General features: G+C 66.4%; 18 protein-coding genes and 7 pseudogenes. 9 read left to right on the top strand and 16 right to left on the bottom strand.

From position 1 onward, the window contains the following. Positions 1 to 123 precede the first annotated feature (123 nt). The 4 genes from OG609_RS36890 to OG609_RS36875 form a co-directional block, all read right to left on the bottom strand. On the bottom strand, positions 124 to 396 hold the full coding sequence (locus OG609_RS36890; protein ID WP_327276796.1) for a hypothetical protein: 273 nt from the start codon (positions 394 to 396) through the stop codon (positions 124 to 126). Positions 397 to 616: 220 nt separating this feature from the next. Further along, a complete protein-coding gene (locus tag OG609_RS36885; RefSeq protein WP_327276795.1) occupies positions 617 to 1486 on the bottom strand; it encodes a class I SAM-dependent methyltransferase in 870 nt (289 codons plus the stop codon). 494 nt (positions 1487 to 1980) lie between these two features. Beyond that, on the bottom strand, positions 1981 to 2322 hold the full coding sequence (locus tag OG609_RS36880) for a thioredoxin family protein (protein WP_327276794.1): 342 nt from the start codon (positions 2320 to 2322) through the stop codon (positions 1981 to 1983). Between the two features lie 178 nt (positions 2323 to 2500). Next, positions 2501 to 3484 carry an NAD(P)/FAD-dependent oxidoreductase gene (locus OG609_RS36875; protein WP_327278312.1) on the bottom strand — a complete coding sequence of 328 codons (984 nt, stop codon included), beginning with the start codon at positions 3482 to 3484 and terminating at the stop codon, positions 2501 to 2503. 72 nt (positions 3485 to 3556) lie between these two features. Here OG609_RS36875 and OG609_RS36870 point away from each other — a divergent pair, with 72 nt between their 5' ends. Next, the gene (locus OG609_RS36870) at positions 3557 to 3949 is read left to right on the top strand and encodes a hypothetical protein (protein WP_327276793.1); all 393 of its coding nucleotides are present in this window, start codon (positions 3557 to 3559) and stop codon (positions 3947 to 3949) included. 21 nt (positions 3950 to 3970) lie between these two features. Here the strand turns inward: OG609_RS36870 and OG609_RS36865 are convergent, their stop codons facing one another. Both OG609_RS36865 and OG609_RS36860 read right to left on the bottom strand, forming a co-directional pair. Beyond that, positions 3971 to 4858, bottom strand: a complete 888-nt coding sequence (locus tag OG609_RS36865) for a 3'-5' exonuclease (RefSeq protein ID WP_327276792.1) — start codon at positions 4856 to 4858, stop codon at positions 3971 to 3973. A 65-nt stretch (positions 4859 to 4923) separates the two neighbouring features. Next, positions 4924 to 5682: an IS6 family transposase gene (locus OG609_RS36860; protein ID WP_327278311.1), complete on the bottom strand. Its 759-nt coding sequence runs from the start codon at positions 5680 to 5682 to the stop codon at positions 4924 to 4926. 224 nt (positions 5683 to 5906) lie between these two features. On the opposite strand from OG609_RS36860, the gene OG609_RS36855 reads away from it, so the two are divergent. Further along, entirely contained in the window at positions 5907 to 7283 is a 1377-nt protein-coding gene (locus tag OG609_RS36855) for an IS1380 family transposase (protein WP_327271014.1), read from the top strand. Between the two features lie 491 nt (positions 7284 to 7774). Here OG609_RS36855 and OG609_RS36850 read toward each other — a convergent pair. Beyond that, positions 7775 to 7891, bottom strand: a pseudogene (locus OG609_RS36850) (Lrp/AsnC family transcriptional regulator); the annotation flags it as partial. Positions 7892 to 8199: 308 nt separating this feature from the next. Here OG609_RS36850 and OG609_RS36845 point away from each other — a divergent pair. After that, positions 8200 to 8520, top strand: a complete 321-nt coding sequence (locus tag OG609_RS36845; protein WP_327276791.1) for an ankyrin repeat domain-containing protein — start codon at positions 8200 to 8202, stop codon at positions 8518 to 8520. Positions 8521 to 8653: 133 nt separating this feature from the next. Here OG609_RS36845 and OG609_RS36840 read toward each other — a convergent pair whose 3' ends face one another. The 3 genes and pseudogenes from OG609_RS36840 to OG609_RS46385 all read right to left on the bottom strand — a co-directional run. Further along, on the bottom strand, positions 8654 to 15085 hold the full coding sequence (locus OG609_RS36840) for a deaminase domain-containing protein (RefSeq protein WP_327276790.1): 6432 nt from the start codon (positions 15083 to 15085) through the stop codon (positions 8654 to 8656). A gap of 321 nt (positions 15086 to 15406) precedes the next feature. Beyond that, positions 15407 to 16177, bottom strand: a complete 771-nt coding sequence (locus tag OG609_RS36835) for a hypothetical protein (RefSeq protein ID WP_327276789.1) — start codon at positions 16175 to 16177, stop codon at positions 15407 to 15409. 57 nt (positions 16178 to 16234) lie between these two features. Next, positions 16235 to 16384: pseudogene (locus OG609_RS46385) on the bottom strand (LamG-like jellyroll fold domain-containing protein); the annotation flags it as partial. A gap of 1171 nt (positions 16385 to 17555) precedes the next feature. On the opposite strand from OG609_RS46385, the pseudogene OG609_RS36830 reads away from it, so the two are divergent. The 3 genes and pseudogenes from OG609_RS36830 to OG609_RS36820 form a co-directional block, all read left to right on the top strand. Continuing rightward, positions 17556 to 18259 (top strand): annotated as a pseudogene (locus OG609_RS36830) (integrase core domain-containing protein); the annotation flags it as partial. Between the two features lie 322 nt (positions 18260 to 18581). Further along, a complete protein-coding gene (locus OG609_RS36825; protein WP_327276788.1) occupies positions 18582 to 19025 on the top strand; it encodes a hypothetical protein in 444 nt (147 codons plus the stop codon). 319 nt (positions 19026 to 19344) lie between these two features. Beyond that, entirely contained in the window at positions 19345 to 19512 is a 168-nt protein-coding gene (locus tag OG609_RS36820) for a hypothetical protein (protein WP_327276787.1), read from the top strand. 224 nt (positions 19513 to 19736) lie between these two features. Here OG609_RS36820 and OG609_RS36815 read toward each other — a convergent pair whose 3' ends face one another. Beyond that, on the bottom strand, positions 19737 to 20192 hold the full coding sequence (locus OG609_RS36815) for a hypothetical protein (protein ID WP_327276786.1): 456 nt from the start codon (positions 20190 to 20192) through the stop codon (positions 19737 to 19739). Here OG609_RS36815 and OG609_RS46380 point away from each other — a divergent pair. Together OG609_RS46380 and OG609_RS36810 are read left to right on the top strand one after the other, a co-directional pair. After that, a pseudogene (locus tag OG609_RS46380) lies at positions 20133 to 20297 on the top strand (sulfite oxidase); the annotation flags it as partial. The gene OG609_RS36815 and the pseudogene OG609_RS46380 overlap by 60 nt on opposite strands. A gap of 32 nt (positions 20298 to 20329) precedes the next feature. After that, positions 20330 to 20500 carry a hypothetical protein gene (locus OG609_RS36810; RefSeq protein WP_327276785.1) on the top strand — a complete coding sequence of 57 codons (171 nt, stop codon included), beginning with the start codon at positions 20330 to 20332 and terminating at the stop codon, positions 20498 to 20500. Positions 20501 to 20799: 299 nt separating this feature from the next. Here the strand turns inward: OG609_RS36810 and OG609_RS36805 are convergent, their stop codons facing one another. Beyond that, on the bottom strand, positions 20800 to 22386 hold the full coding sequence (locus tag OG609_RS36805) for a Na+/H+ antiporter (protein WP_327276784.1): 1587 nt from the start codon (positions 22384 to 22386) through the stop codon (positions 20800 to 20802). A 257-nt stretch (positions 22387 to 22643) separates the two neighbouring features. Here OG609_RS36805 and OG609_RS36800 point away from each other — a divergent pair. Beyond that, a pseudogene (locus OG609_RS36800) lies at positions 22644 to 22784 on the top strand (phosphoribosyltransferase); the annotation flags it as partial. Here the strand turns inward: OG609_RS36800 and OG609_RS36795 are convergent. The 4 genes and pseudogenes from OG609_RS36795 to OG609_RS36780 all read right to left on the bottom strand — a co-directional run. Beyond that, a pseudogene (locus OG609_RS36795) lies at positions 22785 to 22967 on the bottom strand (phosphoribosyltransferase); the annotation flags it as partial. It abuts the pseudogene before it with no gap. A gap of 253 nt (positions 22968 to 23220) precedes the next feature. Beyond that, positions 23221 to 23613 carry a hypothetical protein gene (locus tag OG609_RS36790; RefSeq protein WP_327276783.1) on the bottom strand — a complete coding sequence of 131 codons (393 nt, stop codon included), beginning with the start codon at positions 23611 to 23613 and terminating at the stop codon, positions 23221 to 23223. Continuing rightward, positions 23594 to 24673: an integrase gene (locus tag OG609_RS36785; RefSeq protein WP_327276782.1), complete on the bottom strand. Its 1080-nt coding sequence runs from the start codon at positions 24671 to 24673 to the stop codon at positions 23594 to 23596. Before OG609_RS36785 ends, OG609_RS36790 begins: the two co-directional genes overlap by 20 nt. Further along, a pseudogene (locus tag OG609_RS36780) lies at positions 24670 to 24800 on the bottom strand (helix-turn-helix transcriptional regulator); the annotation flags it as partial. The pseudogene OG609_RS36780 and the gene OG609_RS36785, both read right to left, overlap by 4 nt. Positions 24801 to 26046 lie beyond the last annotated feature (1246 nt).

Here is a 26046-nt window from a genome sequence, read left to right as displayed (position 1 = left end):
GGTACGGGGGCAGACGAAGACTCCCCAGCACCGCTGTCCAGGAGCACCACCACTGGCTGCCTGTGCCAAGCGCGCCCCGGCAAAGGTCCTTCGGTGCCGAGGCGGGGTGAGTGGTCGGCGGTTTCAGGGACGGGCGGTAGTGCAGGCGTCGGCGATCTCGCATAGCCGGGTTCTGTCGAAGGAGGACCCGTGCCCGGGGTGGACGACGGTGACGGGTAGGTCGCGCAGCCGGGCGATGGTGGCGACGTAGTCTTTCTGATCGCCTCCGTGGATGTCGTCGAGCAGCCGGTCGTCGTAGACGATGTCGCCTGAGAAGAGCCCCGAGGGGGGCGTACAGCGCGACGCTGCCGAGGGTGCGACCGAGCAGGTGCAGGACAGTGAGCTGCCGGTTACCAAGGCCGATGGCCGTCGGTCAGGTACTGGCTGACGCCGACCGGATGCAGCCGGTAGGGGGTCGGGGCGTAGTGCTCGTGCGGGACGGCGGAGATCAGTTCCCGGCAGGTCACCCGGACACCGCCCCCGACCGGCCCCTCGTCCCATTTCCTCTGGGCACACAGCAGTTTGGCCTCGCGCCGGACCGGACGAGGCCAAACCCTGAAACGTTTTCCGTGATCTTCTAGGCAGTGCAGGCGCGGGCGGTGTGGACGGTGGTGGCGGTGAGGTAGAAGGCGTCGGGGCGCCAGAGGATGCTGGTAGGGGCGTCGGCGTGCAGGAGGGCCTCCACGGTCGCGCGGTCCTCGTCGTTCAGGTGCTCGCCGAACTGGTCGCGCTGCCGGGCGAGACGGGTGTGCAGGTACTCGCGAGCCGGTAGTCCGAGCGGGGCCGGCGAGTCGGTGAGAAAGGTGCGCGTGCCGGTGGGAACGAGACCGGCCCGGGCCAGCATGGCGGGCCAGTCCTCAACCTCATCCACGCCCGGGAGTTCGGTGCGCATGGCGGTGAAGCCGTCCTCATTGCCGGCGTCCAGGCGGGCCTGGAGTCCTGGGCGGCCCAGGCCGATGTCACGAGGAAGGAAGCGCACGGGCAGGCCGCGTTCGGCCACGGCGAGCAGCCCGCCGGGGCGCAGGGAAGCGGCGAGGGCGGTCAACGCTGCCTGCTGGTCGCCGAGATGGTGGATGGCGTTGGCGGACCAGATCAGATCGGCCGTGCCGAGCCTGCCGAACTCGTCCGGGAGGTCGGCCTGTTGGGTGGCAATACGGCCGGACGAACGTGTACGGGCCCGCTCCAGCAAGGCAGGCGACTGGTCGACGGCGACCACCTCTGCGCCCGGGAAGGCGTCGGCGAGCAGGTCGGCGACCACGCCCGGCCCACTGCCGACATCGAGTACACGCCCCACGCTGACGCCACCCAGCAGATCGCGCAGCCAGGTTGCGGCCTGGGTGAGCGCGGGCGTATGCAGTTCGGCCTCGCGTTCCAGATGGGAGCAGAGGGCGCCCCAGTCGATGTCGTGGACGTGCTCATGGGTGTGGCGGTGAGCGTGGTGGTGCATGAGGTGCTCCGATCCAGAGAGGATGGTTTGTCTGAGCAGCGGGAGCGAGGCGCAGCAAACCGGCGGCCGACTGTCAGCCCAGGTGAGCGAGGTCTGGCACGCCCGTCTGCGGCGTTGTCGTCGGTTGCCGACGACAACACCTACGTCATGGCCTGCCGGGCAGGGACTAGCCCAGGTAGGGGGTGAGGGTTTCGAGTGTGGGCATGGGAGCGACAGCAGGCCTGGATGCACCAGGGCGATGTCCAGTACCCGGTGGAATCATGTGTGTTCGCCGACGCTGATCCGCAACAGATCCCGCAACCAGTCCATGGTCCGATTGAGGGTGGGGGCGCTCAGTTCGGCCTCGCGGTTCCAGATGCGTCCCCAGGGCGCCCCTGGCGACGTCCTGATCGTGATACGAGTCCGTGATTCCTCGATTTCAGAAGTGCGGACCGCAGGCACCACGCACTCTGCCCAGCCCCCGCCGCGCCGGAATGCGTGATGCCCGCCGGAGCTCAGCGAAGGAAGGGGCCGAGGCTTCGTTCCAGGAGGGGCTTCGGGGCGGCGCCCGTCCATGCCTTCGCGGGGGCGCCGTCGGCGTAGACCACGAAAGCGGGGATCGAGGACACTCCGTGCCGGTCCGCCAGTCCGGGCTCCTCATCTACGTTGATCTTGACAACGTCCAGGACACCCGCACGCTCGGCGGCCACCTCCTCAACGATGGGAGTGATCTTGATGCACGGACCGCACCAGGGGGCCCAGAACTGGACCAGGACGGGTCGCTTTGCCTGCAGTACACGGACGGGAAACGTCTGCTCGGTGACACTGTCCACGGGACCACTGCGCTTTGCTGCCATGGTGAAACTCTCCTTGTCGATGTGTTCGTGAACGAGTACCGCGACACCGAGGGACGATTTGGCCGCGGAGATCAACGCACGGCACCTGGACCGGGCCTGCTCGGCCGCCCCGTCGCCCTGGTCCCTCGCGGAGTAATACGGGCGGCCACGACTACATCGCCCGTGGCCTGCCGAGCGGTCATGTCAGGGCAGCCGTGGCGCGGTGTGCGCGGTGTCGTGCAATGGCGAGCTCCACGTCCTCGTGGAGCAGGTCGGCGTTGATGGCGAACGCAGCGGTGGAGCCCATACCTGCTGCGGCGATGACCTGGGCGCGTGGGTCGACGACGTTGCCGGCGGCCCACACCCCCGGCACGCTGGTACGGCCGGTCCGGTCCGTCACGACCCAGCCCTGGTCGTCCTCGGCGCAGCCGAGCAGAGTCAAGAGGTCGTCGCGCGGGGCCGGCCGAGGGAAGAGGAAGGCAGCGGTCCGGGGGATCACCCGGCCGTCGGTGAGCTCGACGCCGCGCAGGCGGTCGTCATCGACGACGAGCCGCACGGCCCTGCCTTCCACGATGTCCACACCGAACGCATCCAGCTGTTCCCGCTCCTGCGGGGAGAGTTCGAGCATGTGCGTGAGGAGGACGACGTCCTCGCTCCACTGACGCAGAAGCAGCGCCTGATGCACGGCCCCCGGGTGTGTCCCGAGAACAGCAAGGGGCTGGTCACGGACCTCGTAGGCGTGGCAATACGGGCAGTGCAGCAGATCCTTGCCCCAACGTTCCCGGACGCCGGGAAGGTCGGGCAGTTCGTCGCGCAGCCCGGTGGCGACCAGGAGACGGCGGGCCCTGAGCACCGGGCCGCCCTCCAGGCGCACCTCGTAGCCGGGCTCGACGTGCTCGACCCGGCCCCGGACGATATCGACTCCGTAGCGGTCGATCTCCGCCCGCCCCAGGTCGAGCAGGGTTGCCGGGGGCAAGCCGTCACGAGACAGGAAGCCGTGCATGTGCGCGGCGGGGGCATTGCGGGGCTCGCCCGCATCGATCACCACCACCCTGCGACGGGCACGCCCCAGCAGAAGCGCGGCATTCAGGCCTGCTGCTCCGGCACCGATCACCGCCACATCGTGGACCTCGTCACCACGCAGAGCCGCGCCGCCGTCGCGTGTATTCACCGTCGTCTTGATCACTACGATCACCTCCGGTCCCCAAAGTGCTCCAGCACCGCACCACGAGCAACTTTTGTTGCCATTTCCGGGATGCCCCTGATTGAAAGGGGCTCACGGACGAGCAATCCCCCCATCGCCGCCGCGCTCGTCCAGGTCGACGCACGGCTCCGTGAGTTCCGCACGCAGCGTGGTGTGACCCTGTCCGCGCTCGCCGAGACCACATGGAGGAGGAGTTCGTGCCACGCAGTTGCGACACCACCCGCCTGCGCCAGCGCCCAGCAATTCGCACAGATCACGCCACGCGAAGCCGTCGAGAGAGGTGACTGGGCCTCCGCCCGCGCGGCCCGGTCGGCGGCCTGGGGCGAGGTGAACCGCCTCGCGGACAACCTCACGACGGAGGAACGCAAGCAGCTGTGGCGGTACAAGCGACGCATCGTCGCCGGTGAGGCCCGCGACCGTGCTCGACGCGCCGGCCAAGGATGAGACCGGCGCACCGTCACGAGGTCAGCTCAAGGCGAGCAGGTGTCGTAGTGTCAGCTCCTGGGCGTCACGCGCGGACCCGTTGAACGCCCGGCGCACAATGGCCCTACTCTCATTACGGCATAGCGCGGCCAGCACGTCCCAGGTGGCCAAGCAGTCACCAAGAGCACTGTGCGAGGCGGTGTTCCCAGGAGAGTACAGAAGCGCCAGATCGGCCAGCCTGCTGTTTCCCCCACGACGCTGAACGCTCTGGTGGATCCGCATGGGGTCCACGACCTTCAACGGCCGCCCCACTCGGTCCTCCAGAGTAGGCAGGCCGTGGCGTCGGCACTCCGCGGCAAGGAACGGCAGGTCGAAGGTCCGATTGAACACGACCAGAGTGGCGCCGTCGACGATGTGCTTGGCAACCGCCCCAGTCACCTCGTCGATGGTCTCCCGAGGATTACGGACGTGGTGGAGGGCTGTCACGTCGTCTATGCCGTGGATCCGATAGGAGTCCTTCACTGGTACGCCGGGATTGATGAGAACGCTGTCCCAGGCCAGCGCCCGTCGGTTCGCCAGCAGCCAGGCCGCCTCCACGATCCGGTCCTGGTGTTCGTTCAGGCCGGTCGTTTCCAAATCGAGGACGATGATCCATTCTTCAGGGAACCATCCGATCGGGTAGCGCGTGTCAGCGGCAGCCTCGTGAAGGATGTCGTCGACCACACGCCGGTCGGCGGCGCGGCTCAACTGGCACAGGGCGTGCGCGACTCCCGCTGGTGTGGTGTTGGCGGGCAGCCGGTGAAACTCCTGCTGCTTGTCGACGGGGCTGCCGGGCGATGACAGGAACAGCGACGAAGCGGCACCAGGCCCCTGCAACAATCCGATCGTGAGGCCGTACCGGGTGGACATGTCCTCGGCTGGCGTTGTCACGTTGTCGAGGGTGTTGGCGCTTGGCGGGGCGCCGGGACGTGCTGGGGTCGGTTCCGTCTCCGCGCTCAGGTCGTGGCGGGCAGGCCGGCGGTGCCAGTGATCTGTTCCCAGATCGCGAAGCGGACGGTCATTTCGGCGCGGTGGTTGGTGGCGGTCATCAGGTGGCGTCGGGGTCGGAAGTGGGGTGAGATGTCGCTGAACGCGGACAGGAACTGTTGGGCTCCGCCGACGCTGCGGAAGCCCTTCATGGCGCGTTCTCGTTGCCGGGTCGGCTGGTGGGAGTTCTCGGCCCGGTTGTTGAGGCCCTTGTGGGAGCGGTGCTCGACGGAAGGCATCACCTCGCGGTGGGCGGCCCCGTAACTGCGGAGCTTGTCCGTGACCACCACCCGTGGCACCGAGCGGGTCTTCTTGAGGAGTTTGCGGAAGAAACGCCTGGCCGCGGCCTTGTCGCGTCTGTTCTGCACGAGGATGTCAAGCACGTTGCCGTCCTGGTCCACCGCGCGCCACAGGTACTTCAGCTCACCGTTGATCTTGATGAAGACCTCGTCCAGGTGCCATTTGTCGCCGGGACGCGGACGCCGGCGACGCAGCGCGTTGGCATAGGCCTGACCGAACTTCAGGCACCACCGCCGGACGGTTTCGTAGGAGACGACCACGCCGCGCTCGAGCATCAGTTCCTCGACCTCCCGGAACGACAGCGGGAACCGGTGGTACAGCCACACGCAGTGGGAGATGATCTCGACGGGGTACCGGTGCCCCCGGTACGACGGCGACACGGACGACACGAGCAGTCCCCTTCCCGATACGACCTCCACGAAGATCATCCCACGCCAGTCAGCCAACGTGACAACGCCCCCGCACACGCTCCACAACGACGCATTGGCCGCCAGCCGAAGCTGACGACCAATCACGAAAGATCGAGGCTAACCTCGGGCTTTCACGTGGCTGGGTGTCCGATGCGTGATCGGAAACGCGAAGAGTGCTCCTGACCTGCAACGATGGGACTTGTCTAGGGTCCAGGTCGGCGCATGAAAGAAGCACTCCTCAGGTGAAGAAGCGTATCGGGTCCTATCCGCGTGTCCGCATCGAGGGCGGCGGGAGCGGGGTGGTCTCGCAGGCTGGCGGAGTACTGCTGGTCGAGACTGCCCGTAAGACCGGCCTGGATACCGAGATATCGGCGGCGCTGAGGCCGTGGCGGCGGCCTCGGGCGGTGCACGATCCGGGCAAGATCCTGCTGGATGTGGCTCTCGCGGTCGCGCTGGGCGGGGACTGCCTGGCCGATGCGGGACTGCTGCGGGCCGAGCCGGCCGTGTTCGGGCCGGTGGCCTCCGACCCAACGGTCTCCCGGCTGATCGACACCCTCGCCGCGGCCGGGGACAAGGCCCTGACCGCGATCCGCTCGGCGCGCGCCGAAGTGCGCGAGTACGTCTGGACGTTGGCCAAAGATGCGGCGCCGGATAGGGGCGGCCAGGTGATTGTGAACCTGGACGGAGTGCTGGTCCTGGCCCACTCCGACAAGCAGGACGCGGCCGCGACCTGGAAGAAGTCGTTTGGACATCACCCCCTGATGGGCTTCGTCGACCACGGAAGCGGTGGCACCGGGGAGCCGGTGGCAGCACTGTTGCGGCCGGGGAACGCGGGATCCAACACCGCCGCCGACCACATCACCGCCACTCAACTCGCTTTGGCCCAGCTCCCCAAGCGTCACCGGCGCGGCCGGTCCACACTGATCCGTACCGACTCCGCGGGCGGCACCCATGAGTTCCTCGCCTGGCTCACGAAACGGGGCCGGTGGCTGTCGTACTCGGTCGGGATGACCATCACTGAGCAGATTCATCAGGCCGTGTTGAAGGTCCCGGCCTCCGCCTGGACCCCAGCGGTCGAGCCGGGCGGCGAGATCCGCGACGGCGCCTGGACCGCCGAACTCGACGGCGACACACTCAAGGGCTGGCCGAAGGGAATGCGGCTGATCGTCCGCAAGGAACGGCCCCACCCCGGCGCCCAGTTGCGCTTCACCGACGCCGACGGCCTGCGGCTCACCTGCTTCGCCACCAACACGACGGGCGGGAAGATCACGGACCTGGAACTGAGGCACCGCCGACGGGCGAGGGCAGAGGACCGCATTCGGAACGCACGGGCCACCGGCCTGCGGAACCTGCCCCTGCACGAGACCGCACAGAACCGGATCTGGCTGGAGATCGTCCAGCTCGCCCTCGACCTGCTCGCCTGGATGCCGATGCTCGCTCTGACCGGCAAACCCCGCCTCTGGGAGCCCCGCCGCCTGCGGTTGCGGCTGTTCTCCGCCGCTGCCCAACTCATCACCACCGCCCGCCAACGGCACCTGCGATTCGCCCACCACTGGCCATGGACCGACGTGATCACAGACGCGATCAGACGGCTCGACACCCTCCCGAACCCACGCTGACCAGCAACAACCCGTCCCGACGAGCAGAAGAGCCACCGACCGGAACCGTGGAATCCGGCGCCCACCCGATGCGACGATCGGGCCACCCGTATGCCCGCACACGCTCCACAACGACGCATTGGCCGCCAGCCGAAGCTGACGACCAATCACGAAAGATCGAGGCTAAGGGCCGGATGGGTTGTTCCTCCGGGACTCCGCCGGTAGGGGCACGTGCTCCGTACCTGGACAGGCCCATCGCACCGTCTCATCCGAATACAGCAAGCCCAGCCCTGAACTGCGGCTTCCTCGCTCTCCCGGCCCCATACGCATCCCTTGCCGTCCAGCGCCTCGATTGTGCGACATCCCGCGAGTTCCCCTGGCCACGGCATAGGGACGCAGCGGGGCTCAGGGGAACTCGCGAGATGTCGCACAGTCCCGCCGGTCTTCGCCCGGGTCTGGGAGCCCCGAGACCGGGTGGTGTCATCCAAGCGTCCCCAAGACCGGCGGCGGGGTCATCCGGGGAGGGGGCGGTCTTCGACGACGTGCTTCATGACGAGGGTGGAGGTCAGGCGCTGGACGCCGGGAAGGCGTGCGAGCTGCTGGTCGTAGAGCTGCTGGAAGGCGGCCATCCTGCAGCCCCTTCGGTCACATCGACATCCGCACCACCCTCACGGCCGCACAGACGATCACGCGCACCCTCCATCACCCCTGCACGGAATTACGCAGCTGACTCCGCTACGAAAGTCACCAAGCCCCGCCAGCCCAAAACTGTCGAGCTGGCCGCATGAACCCCGCACGGACGAAGCACCTCAAAAACGGCCGCGCAGGGTTGACGAAGAACATAAAGGCACCCCGCCTGACCTGCACTGACGCGCCACCCCGCCGGCATTGAGGCTAGGATCAGAGCTTCAAACAGAAATTAGCATGAGGTGAAAGCATGGACATGACACCAGAAAGACTTGCACTTGAGCAGGATGACCTCGAAGGGCTAAGGAACCTTCTCGACTCCGGGGCCGATGTCCACCAAGAATGGAATGGGTTCACGCTCCTCCACTCCGCTGTGGATGGTGAGATCGATGGACATATTCAGACTGGTGAGCCGCTACACGTAGACGCAACGGCCCTCCTTCTGTCCAAGGGCGCCGATCCAATGCGACCCTCACATGGAGGGAAAGGGCTATCCGCCCACCACCTAGCCTTCGTATCAGGGCATTGGCTTGCGTTCGACCTGTTCGAAGCATGGATAAAAAGAGAATAATTAGTCACAGGTGCGATTTGCGCGCTCGAGTGGAGTACGAAATACCCGACAACGAGAGAGGATCGCGTGTCACCGCACCTATAACCATGAATAATCACGATGGCCCGCAGAAAATACTGCGGGCCACGCAATATCATCCCTCAGTCATCACAATCCGAATGCCTGGATAGTCTGCCTGAAATGATTTCATGACACCATTACATGAATCACACATATCCCGCTGCGTGTGCAAGCGAATGGTTCCGCCAACAGACTCACTCGGTGGGCCCAACTCATTGGCCAGATAATTGAATATCTTCTGTTCAGAATCGGAAGCCCTGCCAGTCGGAACATACCGCTGCGGGTATCCATTATGAACATCTCCGGGCGCGGGCACCATGCCTGCCCTTCTTTCGTTACCACTCATCGCGGCTAGAATCATCGGGTTTACACCGTCAACGTCAACGGTGGCGGCTGCCAGGTTGGCCGACTTCTTAAAGCGCCCAGTAGCCGCTAGGGAATCGACGACCTTTTTAGGGTCAATCCCTCTTATGTGACGGGCCAGATTCCAGGCATCCTGCAGTCGTTCGAACTGCTTCCCGAGCTTTCCGAAATCACCAAACGGAAGAAGCCCAACAATCCCCAACCCAGCACCGAGTTCATCTCCCGCATCGACGGATCGGCCAATGTCGTAAGCGTCGCACCCAAGACCGAGGGCGGGGATCCAACCACAGGCAGCGAGTGCAGCCTCCTGCAGAAGCTGCCCCGACTCCGCCTCCATGTAGACACCGCCATAGGGTCCCGGCTCGGGTGCTACCCCAGGTCTGGGCGCTGGCGTCGGACTCGATCCACTAGTGCTCGCGGTCCCCTTTGATTTGCCACCGCCACCGCCGCCGCCTCCGCCTCCACCGCTATGAGTGCCTCCCGACTTCCCCGGAGTGGGGCTTGGCGGCGCCGCCGGACCGTCGGGCCGGGGCTCGCTGTGGCCTGTGCCGTCGTCGATCCACATGCCAGTGGGGTCTGCGGACGTTACAGGGTTGTTGTTGCCATACGCGTAGCCGTTCAGGGATTGGTGCTGGGCGGGGTCCAGTACCGGGTCGACGCTGATGAATTGACCAATGGCCGGGTCGTATTCGCGGGCGCCGATGTGGGTAAGCCCAGTGGTGCTGTCGGCGGGCTTGCCCAGGAAGGCCTTGTCGTCGGGCCAGGTCGTGGACTTCGTCCCGCGGGGTGCGCCGAAGGGGGTGGTGTAGCGCTTGGTGACGTCCTGGGTGGTGGCGTCGGTGGCGATGCTGCTGGTGCCGTGGTGGTCGGCGGCGAGGAAGCTGAGCTTGCTGCCCGCGGTGCCGGCCGTTGCGGTGCGGACCGCGATGGTCTGGCCTGCGGCGCTGTAGTAGCGGGTGCCGGAGACCGTCTTGGTCGCGCCCTTGGTGGTGAGGCGTACTTCGGTGGCACCGAGGTAGAGGATGGTGTCGCCGTCTCCGGTCGCGCGGCGGATGAGGAGTTCGCCGTCGGCGTCGTAGAGATAGGTGGTGCCCAGAGCGGGTTTGGTGCCGGCTGCTGGTTCGGTGGTGGAGGCGAGTTCGCCCTCGGTGTTCCAGTCCAGGGTCTGGGTGGCCTGGGTGCCGGGGCGTCCTGTGGTGTTGCCCGCCTTGTCGTACGCGTACGTGGCGGCCTTGGCGCCCGTGGTCTTGACGAGCGGGTGGGGCTGGCCGGTCGGTGTCTTGTATCCGTACGTGGTGGTGGCGTCGCCCGTGGCCGCGTGGGTTGTCTCGGTGTCGCGCTGGCCGGCGTTGTTGTAGGTGTAGCTGGTCCAGTACGGGGCGGCGCCGTCGAGGTTGGCGGTGGTGCGGCCATCGGTTGCGCAGTCGGCGGTTTTGGGGGTCCAGGCTTCGGTCAGACGCCGGTTGAGGTCGTACTCGAAGCACTGGTTGTCGGCCTTGGTGGTGCCGCCGAGGGTGGTGGGGTCGAAGATGGACTGGACGTTGCCTGCGTCGTCCTGGGTGAAGTTGAGGTCCTGCAGCATGTACGGGTGGGTCTGGTCCGTGACGTGGCTGCGGGTGAGTCGGCCGGTGCCTGCCTCGTACTTGTTGGTGATGTAGGTGTTCTTGGCGCCGGCGCCGAGGGTGAGCTGTTCGGCTTGGCCGAGGGCGGAGTAGGTGACGCCGAGGAGGTAGGTGTTGGTTCCGGAGAGTTCGGTGGTCAGGCCGACGGAGTTGTATTTCGGCTGGACGATCTCCGTGGGGAGTCCGGCGATGCCGGGTTCTTTGGTGTTGTTGACGGCGCCGTCGAGTCGGTAGTCAGTACCGAAGGTGATCTTGTCCTTTACGGCGCCGGAGATGACCAGCGAGTCGTCGGCCGGCAACAGAACGTCGGTGCTCGTGGCGCGGCCGAGGGTGTCATAGGCCGTGATCTGCTTGGTGTATGCCTTGCCGGTGGTACCGCCGACGTAGCGGGTGGAAGCGTCGGGCTTGCCCTTGAGGAGAGTGTCGTAGCTCCAGTGGGCGAGCTTGTCGGCGTCCGCCTTCGTGGTCTGCCACAGGTCAGTCTTGCGGCCGATCTCGTCGTAGCCGTACAGCAGCTTCGCGCCACGCGAGTCGGTCGTGAAGTCGATCTGGTCGAGCTCCGTGTAATCGGTTCTGGAGGCGCCCTTGTCCGGGTCAGTCGTGTCGGTTTGGCGGCCGAACAGGTCGTAGGTGTAGGTCCACTTGGCGTCGTCGATGCCGGTGATCTGCGACTGCTTGCCGTCGCGGGTGTAGTCGTACTTCACCCGGGTGTAGGCGGTGCCGGTGGTGGCGCCGTACGCGGTGTCGTTCGGCTCGGTGCCTGCGTAGGTGCGGGTCTCGGTGGTGCGGCCCAGGGCGTCGGTGATGGTGCGGGTGGCGTTGCCGCCCTTGACCGCCGTGGTGGCGGTCGAGTCACCGGTGTAACTGGTGGTGGTCGACCACCGGTCGTCACCGAAGACGGTGAACGTGCTGGTCGTGGGGCGTGCTGCCTCGTCGTACGTGGTCCGGGTCAGGGCCGGGGTGTGGGCGTAGGAGGCACGGGCGTACTTGCCGTCCGGGGCGTTGAGGTTGTCGTAGATGTCGGCGTACGTCTCGTAGGCGAGGCCGCGTGAGTCGTAGCGGGTGTCGGTCAGGATCCGGCCGCCGAGGGGCGATGCGGTCTGGGTCTGGAGTGGGCGCAGGAGTGCGTCGGTGATGGCGTAGCTGGTCTGGTAGCTCTGGCCGTCGGCCTTGATGGTGGCGACCGAGGTCCAAGGCTGGCTGCCGCGGGCGAAGTTGTAGTCGTACTTCACCGTCGGGGTGTCGGTGCCCTTGCTGCGGTTGGGTGCCCAGGTGTCGGTGATGCGGCCGAGTGCGTCGTAGGTGTTCTCGGTCTTCTTGACGTTGGCGTCGAGGATGCTGGTGACCGAACCGCGTGCCGGGTCGACGTAGGTGTACGTCTTGTGGGACTGGCCGTTGGAGGCGAGCTTGGGCGCAGCGACAACGGTGGAGGTGAGCGGGCCCGCCGCTGCGGGGTAGTACGTCGTGGTGGTGGCGTTGCCCTTGGCGTCCGTGACGCTGAGCGGGCGTCCGAGGGTGTCGTACGTGGTCTTGGTGACCGTCTGCCAGCCGCCGTCGAGGGCGGGGGTGCGGTCGTTCGTACCGATCGCGGCCGGGTACGCCTTGGCCCTGCCGGTCCAGGTGGCGAGACCTCGGGTCGGGGACTGGGAGGCCGACCAGCCGGTGGCCGTGGCGTTGTCGTACACGGCGGCGGTGTCGGAAAGCACGTCACCGCGCGTCTTGGAGTTCGCGGGGAGGTTCAGTTTGTCGTCGGTGATGACGGCCCCTGAGCTCAGGCAGGCGGATCCGACGACTCGGGTGCGGGAGACGAGACTGGTGAGTCCCTTGTCGGGGTTGCGCGCGTACCAGACCCGGGTGCAGGTCTCGTCCCCGGTCTTGTCCTGGTCGCCGATGGCTTCGGACTGGGTGACCATGCCGTACGTGTCGTCGTAGGTGTGCGAGGTGTAGCTGCGGCGCCACGTGTTGCTGAGGGGCAGGTAGGTGTAGGCGTAGGTGCGACCGGTGCGCACGAAGTACGCCTTGGCGTTGGCGTAGGACCGCTGCTGGCTGGCGGTCAGCTGGTTCCAGAAGTTGTTGACCGTGACGGTGACCGGTTGGGCACCGTTGTAAGTGAGCTCCTCACGCAGGGATCCCGCGTACTGGTCGTAGTCGGTGGCGTCCGATACGTCCAGGCCTGCCACGTCGATGCCGGCAACGGTGGCGCTCCGGGGTGTGGTGGTGTTCAGGCGTTTGTCGCCGTGCATGCCCTGCATGTAGAGGCGGACGGTCTTGGACTGCGGGTGCCTGGTGTCGCCGGTGTAGGTGGTGACTTTCTGGTATCCGCGCCAGCTGGACCAGGTGCGCTCGTCCTCGGGCGTGAATGGGTCGTCGTTGTAGTGCCAGCCGGGGTTCTCGTAGGTATAGGAATTCTCCACGGCCTCGTTTTGGCCGGCCGGATCCGAGGTGGACACGGAGGTGACGTTGTACTTGTGGAACCAGTCCAGTTGCGGGTCGCCGCCGTTGGCGGGCCAGTACACGGGGTAGCAGGACAGGCTGTTGTCGTCCTCGGCCTTGGGCATCTTGCTGCCGCGGACGCACTCCGGCTCGGAGAGGGCGACCGTGGTGATGGCGCCGGTCTCGGTGGTGATGGTGTTGATGCGGGGGCGGGTCAGCGGAACGATTTTGTCGCCGTCGGACTCCACGCGGTTGGGCAGCATGTGGTAGCCGAACTCCACCGGCGGCACGGTGATGCCTCCGCCGTTCTTCCCGGTGCGCTGGAGCGTCTTGAGGGTCAGCGTCTTGTCGGACGGGTTGCCGATGTCCGCGCCGTCCAGGAACTGGTAGGTCAGGCTGTAGCTGTCGACCGGCTTGTACGCGTCGGGCTCGGCGGCCGTGGACCAGACGCTCGTGTTGATGCCGGTGAGCATTTTGCGAGTGAAGAAAGCGGGCCCGGTGGGCAGGCAGTCGGTCTCATCGGCTGCACAGATGGCGTCGAAGGGGACATCGGGCCAGTTTTTCGCGGTGTCCTCGGTCAGTGAGGAGCAGTCCGTTGCGGTGCAGCGTTCCTTGTAGGTGAATTCCACGGTCCCGGAGGGCTTGCCGGTGAACAGCGTGTTGGAGCGCTGTCCGTACTTGATCTCTTCGAGGTAGCCGCCACGGGTGTAGGCGGCGAGCTTCGTCTTGTCGCCGTTCTTGGCGTAGTGGTTCGTATCCGCCTTGTACCAGTAGGTGGAGGCGTTGCCGTGGATGTCGGTGACAAGGTCGAGGTTCCAGCGCCATGCCTGTGTCTTGGCACGGCCGGACAAGCCGGTGTCGGAGGAGTACCCGGGTTCTCCGGCGTCGTCGCCGAAGACGGGAGCGGTCCAGACGGAGTTGGTGCGCTCGGTGCCGGCGCCGTCAAGTTTGTTCAGGCCGAAGGTGTAGGTGGTGCCGTCACCGGTGACGACCTTCCAGTACTCGCCCTTGCCGTCGCCCTTGCCGTCGACGATGTTGTCGCCGTCGTCGCCGTTGTCGGCGCCGGTCTCGTGGGTGACCTGGGAGGCGTCGTCGTTCTTCAGGTGCCAGATGCCCTTGGCGTCGTCCTTGACGAGTTCGGTGGCCTTGCCGTTGAGGACGAGGGAGGCGTTCTCGTACTTCCAGCACTGGTCGGACTTGTCGTCCTGGCCGTCGTCCTCGCACGAGCCGTACTTGCGCTCGATGTAGGAAGAGGTGAGATCGAACCCTTCACCGAGCATGGAGCCCTGGTTGTTGGTGTTCGCGGTCCGCCCGTCGATGCTGCCGGAGTCGTAGGACAGTGAGAGCGAGGGGGCGGGGCCGGCTGCTGCGGGCGGCACGCTGATCGGGTAGGACCAGGTGAAAGCCCCGGACGAACCGCCTGCTTCCCAGCTGGAGGAGGCGGTCAGCGGGGTCGCCTTGTAGTCACCGGACCCGGATGCCGGAGCAGCGGCAACCGCCGTCACGGCGAAGACACCCGCTGCTGACGGTCCGCCCTTGGCCGCGGTCGCCTGCGGCACGGCGACCTGTGCGGAGACGGTCTGCTTCGTGGCGTCGTTTCGGGATGGGACGGGCGTCTGCGTACGGCACTTGGCCTTCTGCGGGCTGGTGAGCGCGCAGGCGGGCAGGGATACCAGGCCGAGGCGGGATCCCCAGTGGCCGCCGATCGCATCGGCAAAGGTGGAGTAGTCGACGGTGATTCCGGCAGTACCAGGGGATTCAGCTGCGGCGGTGAACACGACGCCGGTGATACCCGCGCCGCGTGCTGCCTTCTGGTCGAGCACATTCACCGTGGCGGCGCCTGCGGCAGCAGCGGCCGGCTTCCCCTTGCGTGCTGCGGCCTTCACTGGACGAGGTGCGGTGACGGAGACGGTGGCCGTCGCCGACTTGCCGGATATCTTCTGTGTGCTGTGTGAAGCCTTCGGCCAGTGGGCGGCCCGCTCACTGCGTGCCTGAGCGGCCTGCTTGTTGTTGGTTGCCCGGTTCTTCGCCACTCGCTCTCGGGCCTCTTTCGCCCCGAGCGCGGAGACCGTCTTGACCTTGCTCACCCTGGGCGCTGGAACGTCCGGACGTCCCAGCGGATCCGCCGCGACGGCAAGGGGAGTGAGACTTGCTGGAATGGACAGTGCGAGAACCAGTGCTCCGACCAAGGGGATGCGGGTCTTCCTGGTCCCGGTGCCGGGCTGGCGTCTTGCGCCGCGCTTCAGGAACGTGGGGAAGGGTCTGGAAACGAACACGTCTTCTCTCCGGGAAAGGGGCCGGTCACCGATAGGCGAAAGGCGGCGCTGGGGCGGAGCGGGATGATGGGACCGCGGGGGCCGGCCGTGACGGCCGACCCCGCGGCGAGCTGACAGAGCAGCGGGGCGATGTCAGGTTCCGACGACGTCGTAGACCTGTGTGCCGTCGCTCATTGCTCCCGCCCAGAGACGAATGTCGCCGATCCGTCCGGGCAGGTAGTTACCCCAAGCTCCGAGATATCCCTTGCCAACGGAGAGCTCGCCACCGCCGACCTGTGCGGTGTAGGCCATGGCGTCGTCTCCCTGAGGATCCGAGGTGAGATAGAGCTGGATAGTCCTGTCCTGGGCGTTGTAGACACCCGTGAGGCGGACCTCGGAGTCCAGGACGGCTTCTTCCCTACTGACGACCGACGCCCCTGTGCCGTCCGCGGTCAGACGGCCGAAGTTCCACCGGCCGACCGGAACCGTCTTGTTCACCGGGTTGCCGTTCTCGTCGAGGACCGGTTCGTCGTTCTCGTCGAGCACGGGCTCCTGCCGGGTACCGGTCTTCTCGAACCACAGGCTCCAAGAAGATCCGGTGGCCGTACGCTGACCGAGGATCTGGGCCTTGTACTTGTCCGGCTTCGTCACCATCCTGGCGGCGTCGACGACTGCCTGTGTCGTCACCGTGAACGACCCCGAGTCGTCAACCACCGGGCCCGGCGTGGTCCCGGCACCCGAGGTGCCGTCCAGTACCAGTTCGTCGTCGACCAGCGAGGCGCCCGAGGAGAGAGACAGGGTGCCGTCATAACCCGGTGCGCTGTTGGCCATCGACGTGCCAGTGGCTTGAGCGGGGTTCCATGAGGCGACGAGTTCCGCGGAAGGCTTTCCGTACGCGTCGAGCAGCGTGCTCTCCTGCTTCACCTGTACCTCGGTCAGTGCCTCCTGCCACGCCGCTGCTTCATCGATGACGCCTGGGAAGTAGTCCGTGTATGTGCCCGACCCTTGAACGCGGCCGATCTGCAGACGTCCGGTCGCCGCCCATGGCGTCGTGAACGGTGTGGTGCCCTGCGGCTCACCGTTGACGTAGAGAGTGATCGTGTTGTCGGTGGCGTTGAAGACACCGGCCAGGTGGGTCCATACCTTGGGAACGGCCGGGCGCGGCCTTCGGACCGACCGAACCGTCGGATTTTTTCACCAACGTCGCATCGGGATCCACCCAGCCACCGCCCTGGGCCGCGACCCGTACCGGCGCGATCGACTTCTCCAGCGTGAACGTCGTCCCGTCAGGATTCGCGAACACCGTCTCCCGCTCGGTGCGCTCCTCCACAACCTCTACACGTTCACCCGACTCTGCCGCAGCAGCCGAAGCTCTCGACTCCGGCGATGCTGACTCCCCCGCAGCTTCACCAGAGGATGCGGGTACGGCCACAGCCTGCCAGGTCAGAGCGGGAATCGAACCCGCCACTGTGGCCGCAACAACCAGCGCGCACACACCGTGACGCACTCGACGCCACACCCCGCCATTCACATGCCCCGCCCCATTACCTACATAGCCTTCACAAAAGTCAGCCAAATATCTGGTCAAGATCGGGATTGGTCAAGAGTGACCTGGGTCACCATCTGGGCAGATTGCGGCAGCGAAGGACTCGAGTTCGGTCGAGGTGCTCCGCTCGCATCGCATGCACCAAAACGGACCGTACGGTCTCATGCCTGTCAGAACTCTTGGCGCAGCGCGCCAAGTTGCACCGCCCAGCACGCTCACCCGCGAGCAACGGCGTTCTTCCGTCCGCACCATAGTTTCTTAATGCGAACCATGCTGACTGCGCGTCAAACTCAGCCGGTGGCACACCAAGCACCGCCCGAACAGCGACAACCAAGCCAGACGCAGATGGTCGGCGACCGCTTAACTCACCATGGGAGGGCCGACCGTGCAACGCTGCGTGATCCTCTCGGGCCGGTCAACGCGTCCCGCGTACGTCAGCAGAGTCCGCAACGACGGTGGCCTCAAGGGCGCATGCCCGCGGCGTGCCCGAGGGATGCTCAGCGTCGTGTGAAGCCCTCAAGGTGTGAGGCCGGCTTCTCTCACATGGGGCTGCCGACCATTGTGCTCGTGACGGCACGACGACAGGGACCTCGTGATCGGAATCTTGCCCCGAAGGGAATCGGCGCGGGGTTCACGCCGCGGAACTGCCATTGGCGTAGGAGCACGGGAGCGCGGGGGTGTGGGGCTCGTAAAGTCATCGCTGCTGGTCAGCACCCTCCTCCAGGGTCGTCGGTGGGGACTTGTAATGCTGCCTTGATGATCGTGTCCCTGCTCTACCGCACCGCCCGCGCGCTGTTGTCCGTCCCCGCGGTCCTACTGCGTCGAGACTCCGCCAAGGATGCCGAACTGCTGGTGCTGCGGCACGAGAATGCCATCCTGCGCAGGCATGCGGAGGGCAGGGTGCGCTATGAGCCGGCCGACCGATTCTGGCTCGCCGCCCTCAGCTCGCTGATACCGCGTGGCCGCTGGGCCGCCGTCTTCCCCGTCACCCCCGGCACTTTGCTGGCCTGGCACCGCAAACTGATCGCCAGGAAGTGGGACTACTCCGCCGACGGCTCCCGCACCGGACGGCCGCCGACGGCGGCCGCACTCAAGAGTCTCGTGCTGCGCCTGGCCGATGAAAATCCCCGCTGGGGCCACCGCCGCATCCAGGGCGAACTGGCCCGACTCGGGCACCCCATCGCGGCCTCCACGGTCTGGGAGATCCTGCACGCAGCAGGCATCGACCCGGCCCCGCGCCGCTCCGGCCCCACCTGGCGCGACGGATCACGGCGCAGGCTCAGGGGATCCTTGCCGTGGACTTCTTCCATATCGACACGGCCTGGGGCAAGCGCCTGTACGCGATGGCGTTCATCGAGCACGGCACCCGGAGACTGCACCTCACCGGGGTGACCGCGCACCCCACCGCGCAGTGGGCGGTACAACAGGCCCGGAACATCGCTGCCGACCTCGGCGAGCGGGGCGCCGGGCCACGTCCCTACGACCTCGAACCCGAGTCGGAGAAGATCGCGGACCACGCCAACGGTGAAGCGCTCCGCCCCGACGGCAACGGAACGCACTACGTGCGAGGAGTCGACCCCAAGGCCCTGAAGTTCTACGTCGACGGAGTGATCAACGAGCGCATACCCAACATCGAACCGAAATACGGACTGCGAAATGGTCGAGAGGCCTTCTGGGACCCGGACAAGGAGGCCGTGGTCATCGTGGACGGTGACGGGGGCACCGTGTTCACCCCCAAGGGGGGATACTCCTACTTCGAGGACCTGGAATAAGAGGAGCGGTATGTCCGAGCAAACCAGCCGCAGCGTCAGTCTCTCCCACTCGGAGTTCACAAGGCTTTACTTCCTGACACGCGAACTCAATGAGTTCCCCGCCGAGAGACTGCAGGGTTTCGGATGCGATGCCGAAGAACTGGAAGATCTGTTGTCACGGCTCAGGAGCGCTCGTCGGCAGTCCAAAGAGCATGGGGAAGCTCACCGTTTGACACTTGTCTTCTCGACGACGTTCCCCGAATCGGACGCCGCACCAACTCTTGCCCGCGACGGAGACAACCACACTCGGGCGGCGCCCGCCCACATGACCGTCACCGTTCCCGCGAGCGTCGCGCAGTGGTGGGCCCCCGCTGCGCGCTGGGTCCTCCATGCTCACAGTCCCCGGGAGATTTCCCTACGCACTGGGTACTCAACCGATGAGCTGCGCGAAGCACTGGCAACCTTGCCGGACTGACAAGCTGTTGTCTTTCCGATCGTGCGGTCGTTCTTGATCGAACAGGGAGCTGGATCGGGTAAGTTTGCCGCTGTGCGGGCATGAAGAAAGGGCCTCCTGGTAGCTCGCGGTTATCGAAGCCAGAGCGACAGGGAGGCCCTTGTTGTTGCAGTCTTGCGTGGTCCCGTTCGTTCAGTCCAGCCCGCCCACCCCCGAGTGTGACTGCCTCGCCCACAGGTTCGGGAACGCGGCCGATCACCCCGGCCGGGCTCAGACAGGTCGCCACCAACAGCGGCAACTTGCGTATGCAGGGCGACTACGCTCCGAGAGCGTCGCAGCCTTGCGTTATTTCGCGCTGAACGGCACCGACCACCGCAGCCACAGCGAGCAGAACGCCGCCATCGGCGCCTACATCCGCTGGCACAACACCCGCGCCGAACCGAAAACCAACTTCGCCCCCGACTCGCCGATCCGCACCTGGACCAATTACCCGGCCAAGGCTGCGTGACGAGCCGCTAGCGAGCCGTGCTCCCGCGCCCGCTCTGATGTGCGTTCGGAAATCACGTAACTCCTTGTTCAGAGGCGATCCGGCGGCGTCGACCGGGCGATGGTTCTGGCGGGCACACGAGGGGACGGGCGACCCGCCGCGGGTGTAGACGACACAACGGCTCATGACGCTCCTCCTGTGTGCGCTGGACATGCGCGCGCCCGATGTGACCGAGGTCTGGGTCGTCAGCCGGCATCCTGAAGCAGGAAGTGCGGTGCGCTGAGCGGGCCGTCGAGCTGCATCAGCCGCCCGCCCTCTCGCAGACCACCGAGGTCCAGTGCGGCGAACCCGAACTGGTTCAGCAAAGCGGCCACGGCCGCCTTCGCGTCGGCGTCGTCGCCCGCGTAGAAGACCGCCTGGTGGCCTTCCTCGTGCTGGGGGTCCGCGGCGATGAACGCGGCAAACAGGGTGTTGAACGCCTTCACGATCCGCGCTCCGGGAAGGCGCTCGGCCACCCATTCGCTGCCCGTGAGGTCACCGACGTCGTACCGGCCCCGCCAGGGGTTGGCCGCGACTTCCAGACCGAATACAGCATCCTGCCCCCGGAAGCCGCCTCTGGGGCGACTGGACCCGGCGTCGGCATCACCCTCGGTCCGATCGCCATCCACTGCGCCATCCTGCGGCCCGGCAAGAACGCCCACCTGGCGTCCGGCCCGGCCGAGGTCAGCGGGTTCGCCTTCGCCGGGGACGACCGAACCGTGGCGCGCGTGGATGTCTCTACCGACGGTGGCGGCACCTGGACCCACGCGGATCTCGACCCACCGGAGAACCCCTGGACGTGGCAGCACTGGCGCGCCACGCTCACCCTGCCCCGGGCGAGGCCGAGATCATCGCACGCGCCTGGGACTCCACCGCGGCCGTGCAGGCCGAATCCCCGGCGACCGTCTGGAATCCCAGGGGATACGCCAACAATGCCGCAGCTCACCTGCACATCACATGCCATCCCTGACCAGATGCTTCGGCAGAACGACAGGGCCCCGTTGCCGCCCGGCCACAGGTCAGGGCGAGCCACCCCGATCACCGAGCAACGCGACAACGGGCCGCCGACCGGGTCCCGTTCGCCCCCATGGAGAGCCGGTGAGCAGCTGCTCTGCAGAGCAGGATTGCCCGGGGTCGCCCCAACACCTTTTCGTGCACGGGCAGGTTGCACAGTCCCGTTGCGCAGTCCCGTTGCGCGGGCGGCCCGGATCCGGCCTTCGGCTCGGGTGACGCAGCTCGAGTCCCGCGATCGGTACCGGGACCGGTTGATCAGCCGCGGGCGCGGAGGCTGGCTTCTTCGAGGTCGAGTTCCCGCTGGATCCGGCGCCGGGTGGCGTTGCTGATCTTGTTCGCTTCGTAGAGGTGCTGGAGCTCGGCCGCCTCAATGGCAATGAGTGTCCGACGTATCTCGCGGTAGGCGTCGGCAGGACGGGCGTCCGGGTCGCTGTAGTGGGCATCTTCAGCCTGGTGGATACGCGCCTCCAAATGGCGGCGGGCCTGATTCAGAGCGGCCTCGGCGGCGGCACCCAGTTCCGCGAGCTGGTCCGGGTCGCCCAGCTGTTTGAGCTCTTCGAGAGCGGCCTTGGCAATGTGCCGGCGGGTCCGGGACTCCTCGCGCGCGGAGTGCTCCGGCTCCAGTGCGATGCCGGTGAGGCGGACGACAGGGGCGAGGGTGAACCCCTGGAAGACGAGAGTGAGCGCGACGGTCCCGGTAGTGAGCATGAGGATGAGGGCCCGATGCGGCAGCGGCGCCCCCGTGTGGGTGACCAGGGGGATGGAGAGTGCGGCAGCCAGCGGCATGACGCCTCGGGTGCCTGCCCAGGACAAGACGGCCGGAACACGCCAGGAGAGGCGACTGTCTCCCTCCGTGTGCCGGTATTGGATCAGGGCGGACAGCGGGAAGATCCACAGCAGGCGGATCGCAAGCAGGGTGAAAACGATCACCGGGACCCATAGCGGCCAGCCGTGCTCGTCGTGCGCAAGCTGACGGACCGTGGAGGGGAGCTCGAGGCCGATGAGAGCGAAGACGACGCTCTCGAGGAGGAAGGTCACGGTGTCGTAGACGGCGTGGACCTGGAGGCGGACGGGGGCGATGCTGAGCTTGTGGCCGGCGCTGCCGAGGACGACCCCGGACACAATGACGGCAGTCACGCCGGAGGTGTGCAAGTCCTCTGCAACAACGTACGAGGCGTACGGGGTGACCAATGCAATGACGGTCTCCAGCATGGGGTCCTCGGTCCGTCTGCGGATGAGGGTCACCACTCCGGCGACAACCGCGCCGATGAGGGCTCCTCCGCCGGCAAGGATCAGGAACTGCTCGACAGTGCCGGACACGGTGAGGGCGCTGCCGGAAACCGCGGTGGCCACGGCGGCCTTGTACAGGACCAGGGACGTGGCATCGTTGAACAGGCTTTCCGCCTGCACCATCACCTGCACGCGCGGTGGGAGAGACAGGCGCCGCCCGAGCGCGGAAACGGCCACGGGGTCGGTACTGGCCAGGACGGAGCCCAGGATGAACGCGGCCGCGGCAGTGAGCGGCGTGATCGCTCGGGCGACGTACCCGACAGCGATGGCCGAGGCGAGGACCAGACCGAAGACCAGGCCGGTCACGGGCCGCCACACGGTACGCAGGTCGCGGACAGAGATTTCCCCGGCCGAGGCGAAGAGCAGTGGCGGCAGCACCAGCACGTTGATCACATGAGGCGGCAGGCGAACTTCGGGCACCCAGGGCATCAACCCGACGATCAGACCGGCAACGACGAGAAGCGAAGGGGCGGGCATGCTCCAGCGCCGAGCACCGGTCGTCACGGCTGTGGCCAGGACCACGAGCAGCAGGATGACGGTCAGGCCGGTCATGGAACGTCCCCAGTGGGTTACGGCTTGCTACCCCCTCTGACCAGGTGCTTTACCAACGTAACCGACCTCGGGCGGTGATGCAGCCGACAGGGAGCCCCGACCGTCCAGGGTGTGGCAGTCGATACGGCGGCGCACCCGCCCGTGGATCGGTCCCCGCTGTGAGCGCCCGGACATGTGACCCGTCTGCGGCGCGGTCGTCCAAGTCCAGGACGGTCGATCCCTACAGGGCTCAATCGTGAGCGCCGAGACGAGCGCGGATCGCCGCGGTCGTCTCGCGGGGCGGCAGGCCCGACCTGGCGGGGCCACGACTGCCGGCGGTGACGGCGCCCACGCTGCTGATCGTCGGGGGCCATGACCAGCTGGTGCTCGACCTCAACCGCGAGGCACAACTCGATCTCTTCCTCCTTGGTGAGCAGGTCGAACAGCAGGGTGCCCAGCCCGGCCCGATTCAGTCCGGCGGCCACGAACCGGTTGCGCGGGCTGTGCCGACTACTGCCACTGCCATGCGCGAACACCACGATTTCGCTCGCGCCCTCGGGCACCGTCCATTGCCCGCGCAGCACCACCGCACCAGCCTGCACGGCGCTGGGAGCGGCGGTCGCGCCAACCGACGCAAGATCCGGACCATACCCGGACCAAGGTCCGCCCATGCCCCTCCGCATGGCACATTTGCGCTGGTCAGAGCCAAGCGGGCGGTGTACCACCAGCAGACGAAGAACCTGCTAGTGAACTACTCCCCGAAGAAGCTCGGCTTCTTCTAACGGCACGAAAGAAGGCGCTTGACCTGGGGCTTTACCCAGATCAAGCGCCTTCTGGGAGCGCCCGGCGCTCCAATCAGGGCGGCGTCGAAATGCGCCCCTTCTCCCAGTTCTTCCAGTTCCGGGCCATACACGGGCCAGATTGCGGAGGACTGCCGTCCTCACTGCGCCCACTCCACTCCTGCATCGACTCCTCGATGAGCCGGCTGGAATGCTCCTGCAGACCATCCAGGAACTTGGCGTAGTACTGGAAGAGCACTTGGATGCTCTGGCCTGCCCGGCGCGCACATTCGGCAGGATCCACGCCGGAGTGCAGCCAGCACGAAATCCCGGCGTGCCGGAGGTCATAGGGCCTCTTGGCGAGCACTGTCGACTGCTCATTGGGAGCCAGGGCCTTCTTACGGGCCCGCTCCCACGTCTTGCCGCAGGCCGCTGCATCGACGTATCCGTCAGCCGCATTGCGGAACACTCGCCCATTGGGCGCCACGCCGAAGCGATCGACGTGATCTCGACAGCGTGCGCACGAACGACGGCGGTATCGGCACGGGACGCGTCGCCTTGACGGCCTGCCGCTTCAAGGAGTGCACTTCGTGGACCGCGCCATCGTTCGTCCACTCCTTGCCTGCCGTGACGACAGCTCCATTCAGGTTGAGCATGCCCCAGCCGGTCTTCGGCAGATGGCACTGTGAGATCTGCAGGTGGATGACCTCCGCCGGCCGCATGGCCGCGTAGTACATGCAGCCGAAAAACGCCTCAAGGTGCGGGCCGCGTCCCTGTAGTTTCCCTACAGCGGTCAGCAGGCGAGCAACCTGGTTGGGGTTCGGCACGCAGGCCGGATCCACTTCCTCGCTCACCCCAGGAGCCTGCCACTTGACCCTGGCGAGCGGGTTCTCCGCGAAGTACCCCTTGTCGACGGCGGTTCCGAGGACCTCGCTGAAGACCGATCGTTTCCGCAGGGCGGTCTTCGCCGCGGCGGACTTGCCGTCGATCTTACGGCCAAGCGCGTCCAACGCCCTTCGCACGACGTCTGGTTCCATCAACTCACTGACGGGCAGGGAGTGCCGCTGCATCCAGTCGAGGGCACGCTGCCATTCGGCGGACGGCTCGCTCTGCCAGGCTCGTTTGTTGAACGCCCATGAATACAGGGCGCGCCTGAGAACCCTAGGCTCCGAGTAGCGCGCTTCGGGCCGCACCAGCGCGGGCGTGACGGTGGCGAGTGCATCAGCGAGAGTACGGCGGGTGTTGCCCGGCGTTCGGTCCCATCGCTCGTTAATGTAGGCATGGGCCAGGTCGTACCAGGTGGTGCGCTGCCTGATGGCGCGGATTTCGGAAGCCGGCAGACCGGTCTGCTCGTCGAACGCCTCACCTTCACGGGCAGCCGTCATGAGCTTCGCGCGCCGGCTCTCGGCCAGCCCCTTGGTAATGAAGGACTCCGACCGCTCACGGCCGTTGACCGTCCAACGGACCTCGAACGGCTTGCGACGCTGAGGCCGCTCGCGGATGTCCCAGAAGCGGACCTTGTAACTCATCGCCATTCAGGCGTATCCCTTTCGCACGCCTGCCACCAGGCATCCAGGTCGGACCGACGGCAACGGAGCTCACCGTTCGGAAGTTTGATCACGCGGGTGCCTGGTTCCGGGCACGTAGCCGATAGTAGGGCGTGCTCACGGGACGGCTCCCACACTCTGGATCCGCTCCGACTGCTCTCCTGTAGTGGAGCGATGACGCCTGCTCCGGCCAGGGCCGACTTCCAGACATAGGGGTTGAAGAAGTTCCGGTTGACCGCCTTCCGCTCGCGTCCCGTCACCAAGGGGCTGTACGTCCTCGGCCCGCCGGTGCTTGGCTTCCACAGGCGTCTCAGGGGGACGAGGATCGTCCCAGGGAAGCGTGACCGGCACTGGCGCGAAGACCTCCATGTGCCGCTGGACGGCCAGGGCCACACTCTTAGGCAGAGGCACGTCTCGCACCTTGCGGCCCTTGGGAAGCGCGAAGCACAACTTCGTCCGCACCACCTTCACCTGGCGCCGGACATGGACGACTTCCTTGGCAAAGTCGAAGTCATCGGCACTCAGTCCCAGCGCCTCTCCTTGCCGGAGGCCCAGGCCCGCTCCGACCTCGACGAGGACTCGGTACCGGTCCGGCATTGCCGCACATACGGCCAGCACACGCTCGGGAGCCCACGCCTCAACTCTGCCGGGTGCCGCGGCCGGCGGACCGACCGTGCTTGAGCGGCACGGATTGCGTGCGAGTCGGCGGTCCTCGACGGCGGCCTGTAGGACGCTGGACAGCGTCGCCCAGACGAGGCGGATCGAGGTCGGGCCGAGGTCCTTCTCAAGTCGCTTCTTCCAGCTGCGCAGCGTTTCCGTGCCGACGCCGTTCAGCGGCTGGGATCCGAGATGCGGATACCCAGGCTAGCATCTCCGGCGAAATCACCCCATACTCCGGGTCGTTGTTGCGCTTGGACAGCCGCCGCAACAACTCATCGTGATCGGCTCGGCGTCGCAACGGCCGCCAGACACACGCCTGTCAGGATCAGCCCGAGCCAGCCGCGTTCGACCCGCAGGCCGAGACCCCTTCTCGGTGGTGTTGAACACGGCAACCTGCCTCGACATTGAGGCGAGCAAACCCGAAACCGATGCCCTCGTTCCTCATTGGAACACCGACCCGTCAACACCCGCTCTCCTGGCGGACGTCATCCGGCAACGGTTCCGCAGGGACCCGCCGGGCCTGACGGCAGTCGCGCGGAGGTGAGGAGCACTGCACTACCCGTCCAATCCGCCCCGAATGCCGAAGTTCAACGCTGCGTAGTCAGCACCAAGTCAGCACGGGACAGGTGATCAGGGGTGCTGACATGCGGATTCAGGTCAGCACCAAACCAGCACGGGAGTCAGCACCAGGGCAC

Source organism: Streptomyces sp. NBC_01224 (assembly GCF_036002945.1).
GTDB lineage: Bacteria > Actinomycetota > Actinomycetes > Streptomycetales > Streptomycetaceae > Streptomyces.
The sequence above is the reverse complement of the archived record's forward strand: the minus strand, read 5'-3'. Positions and strand labels throughout refer to the sequence as shown.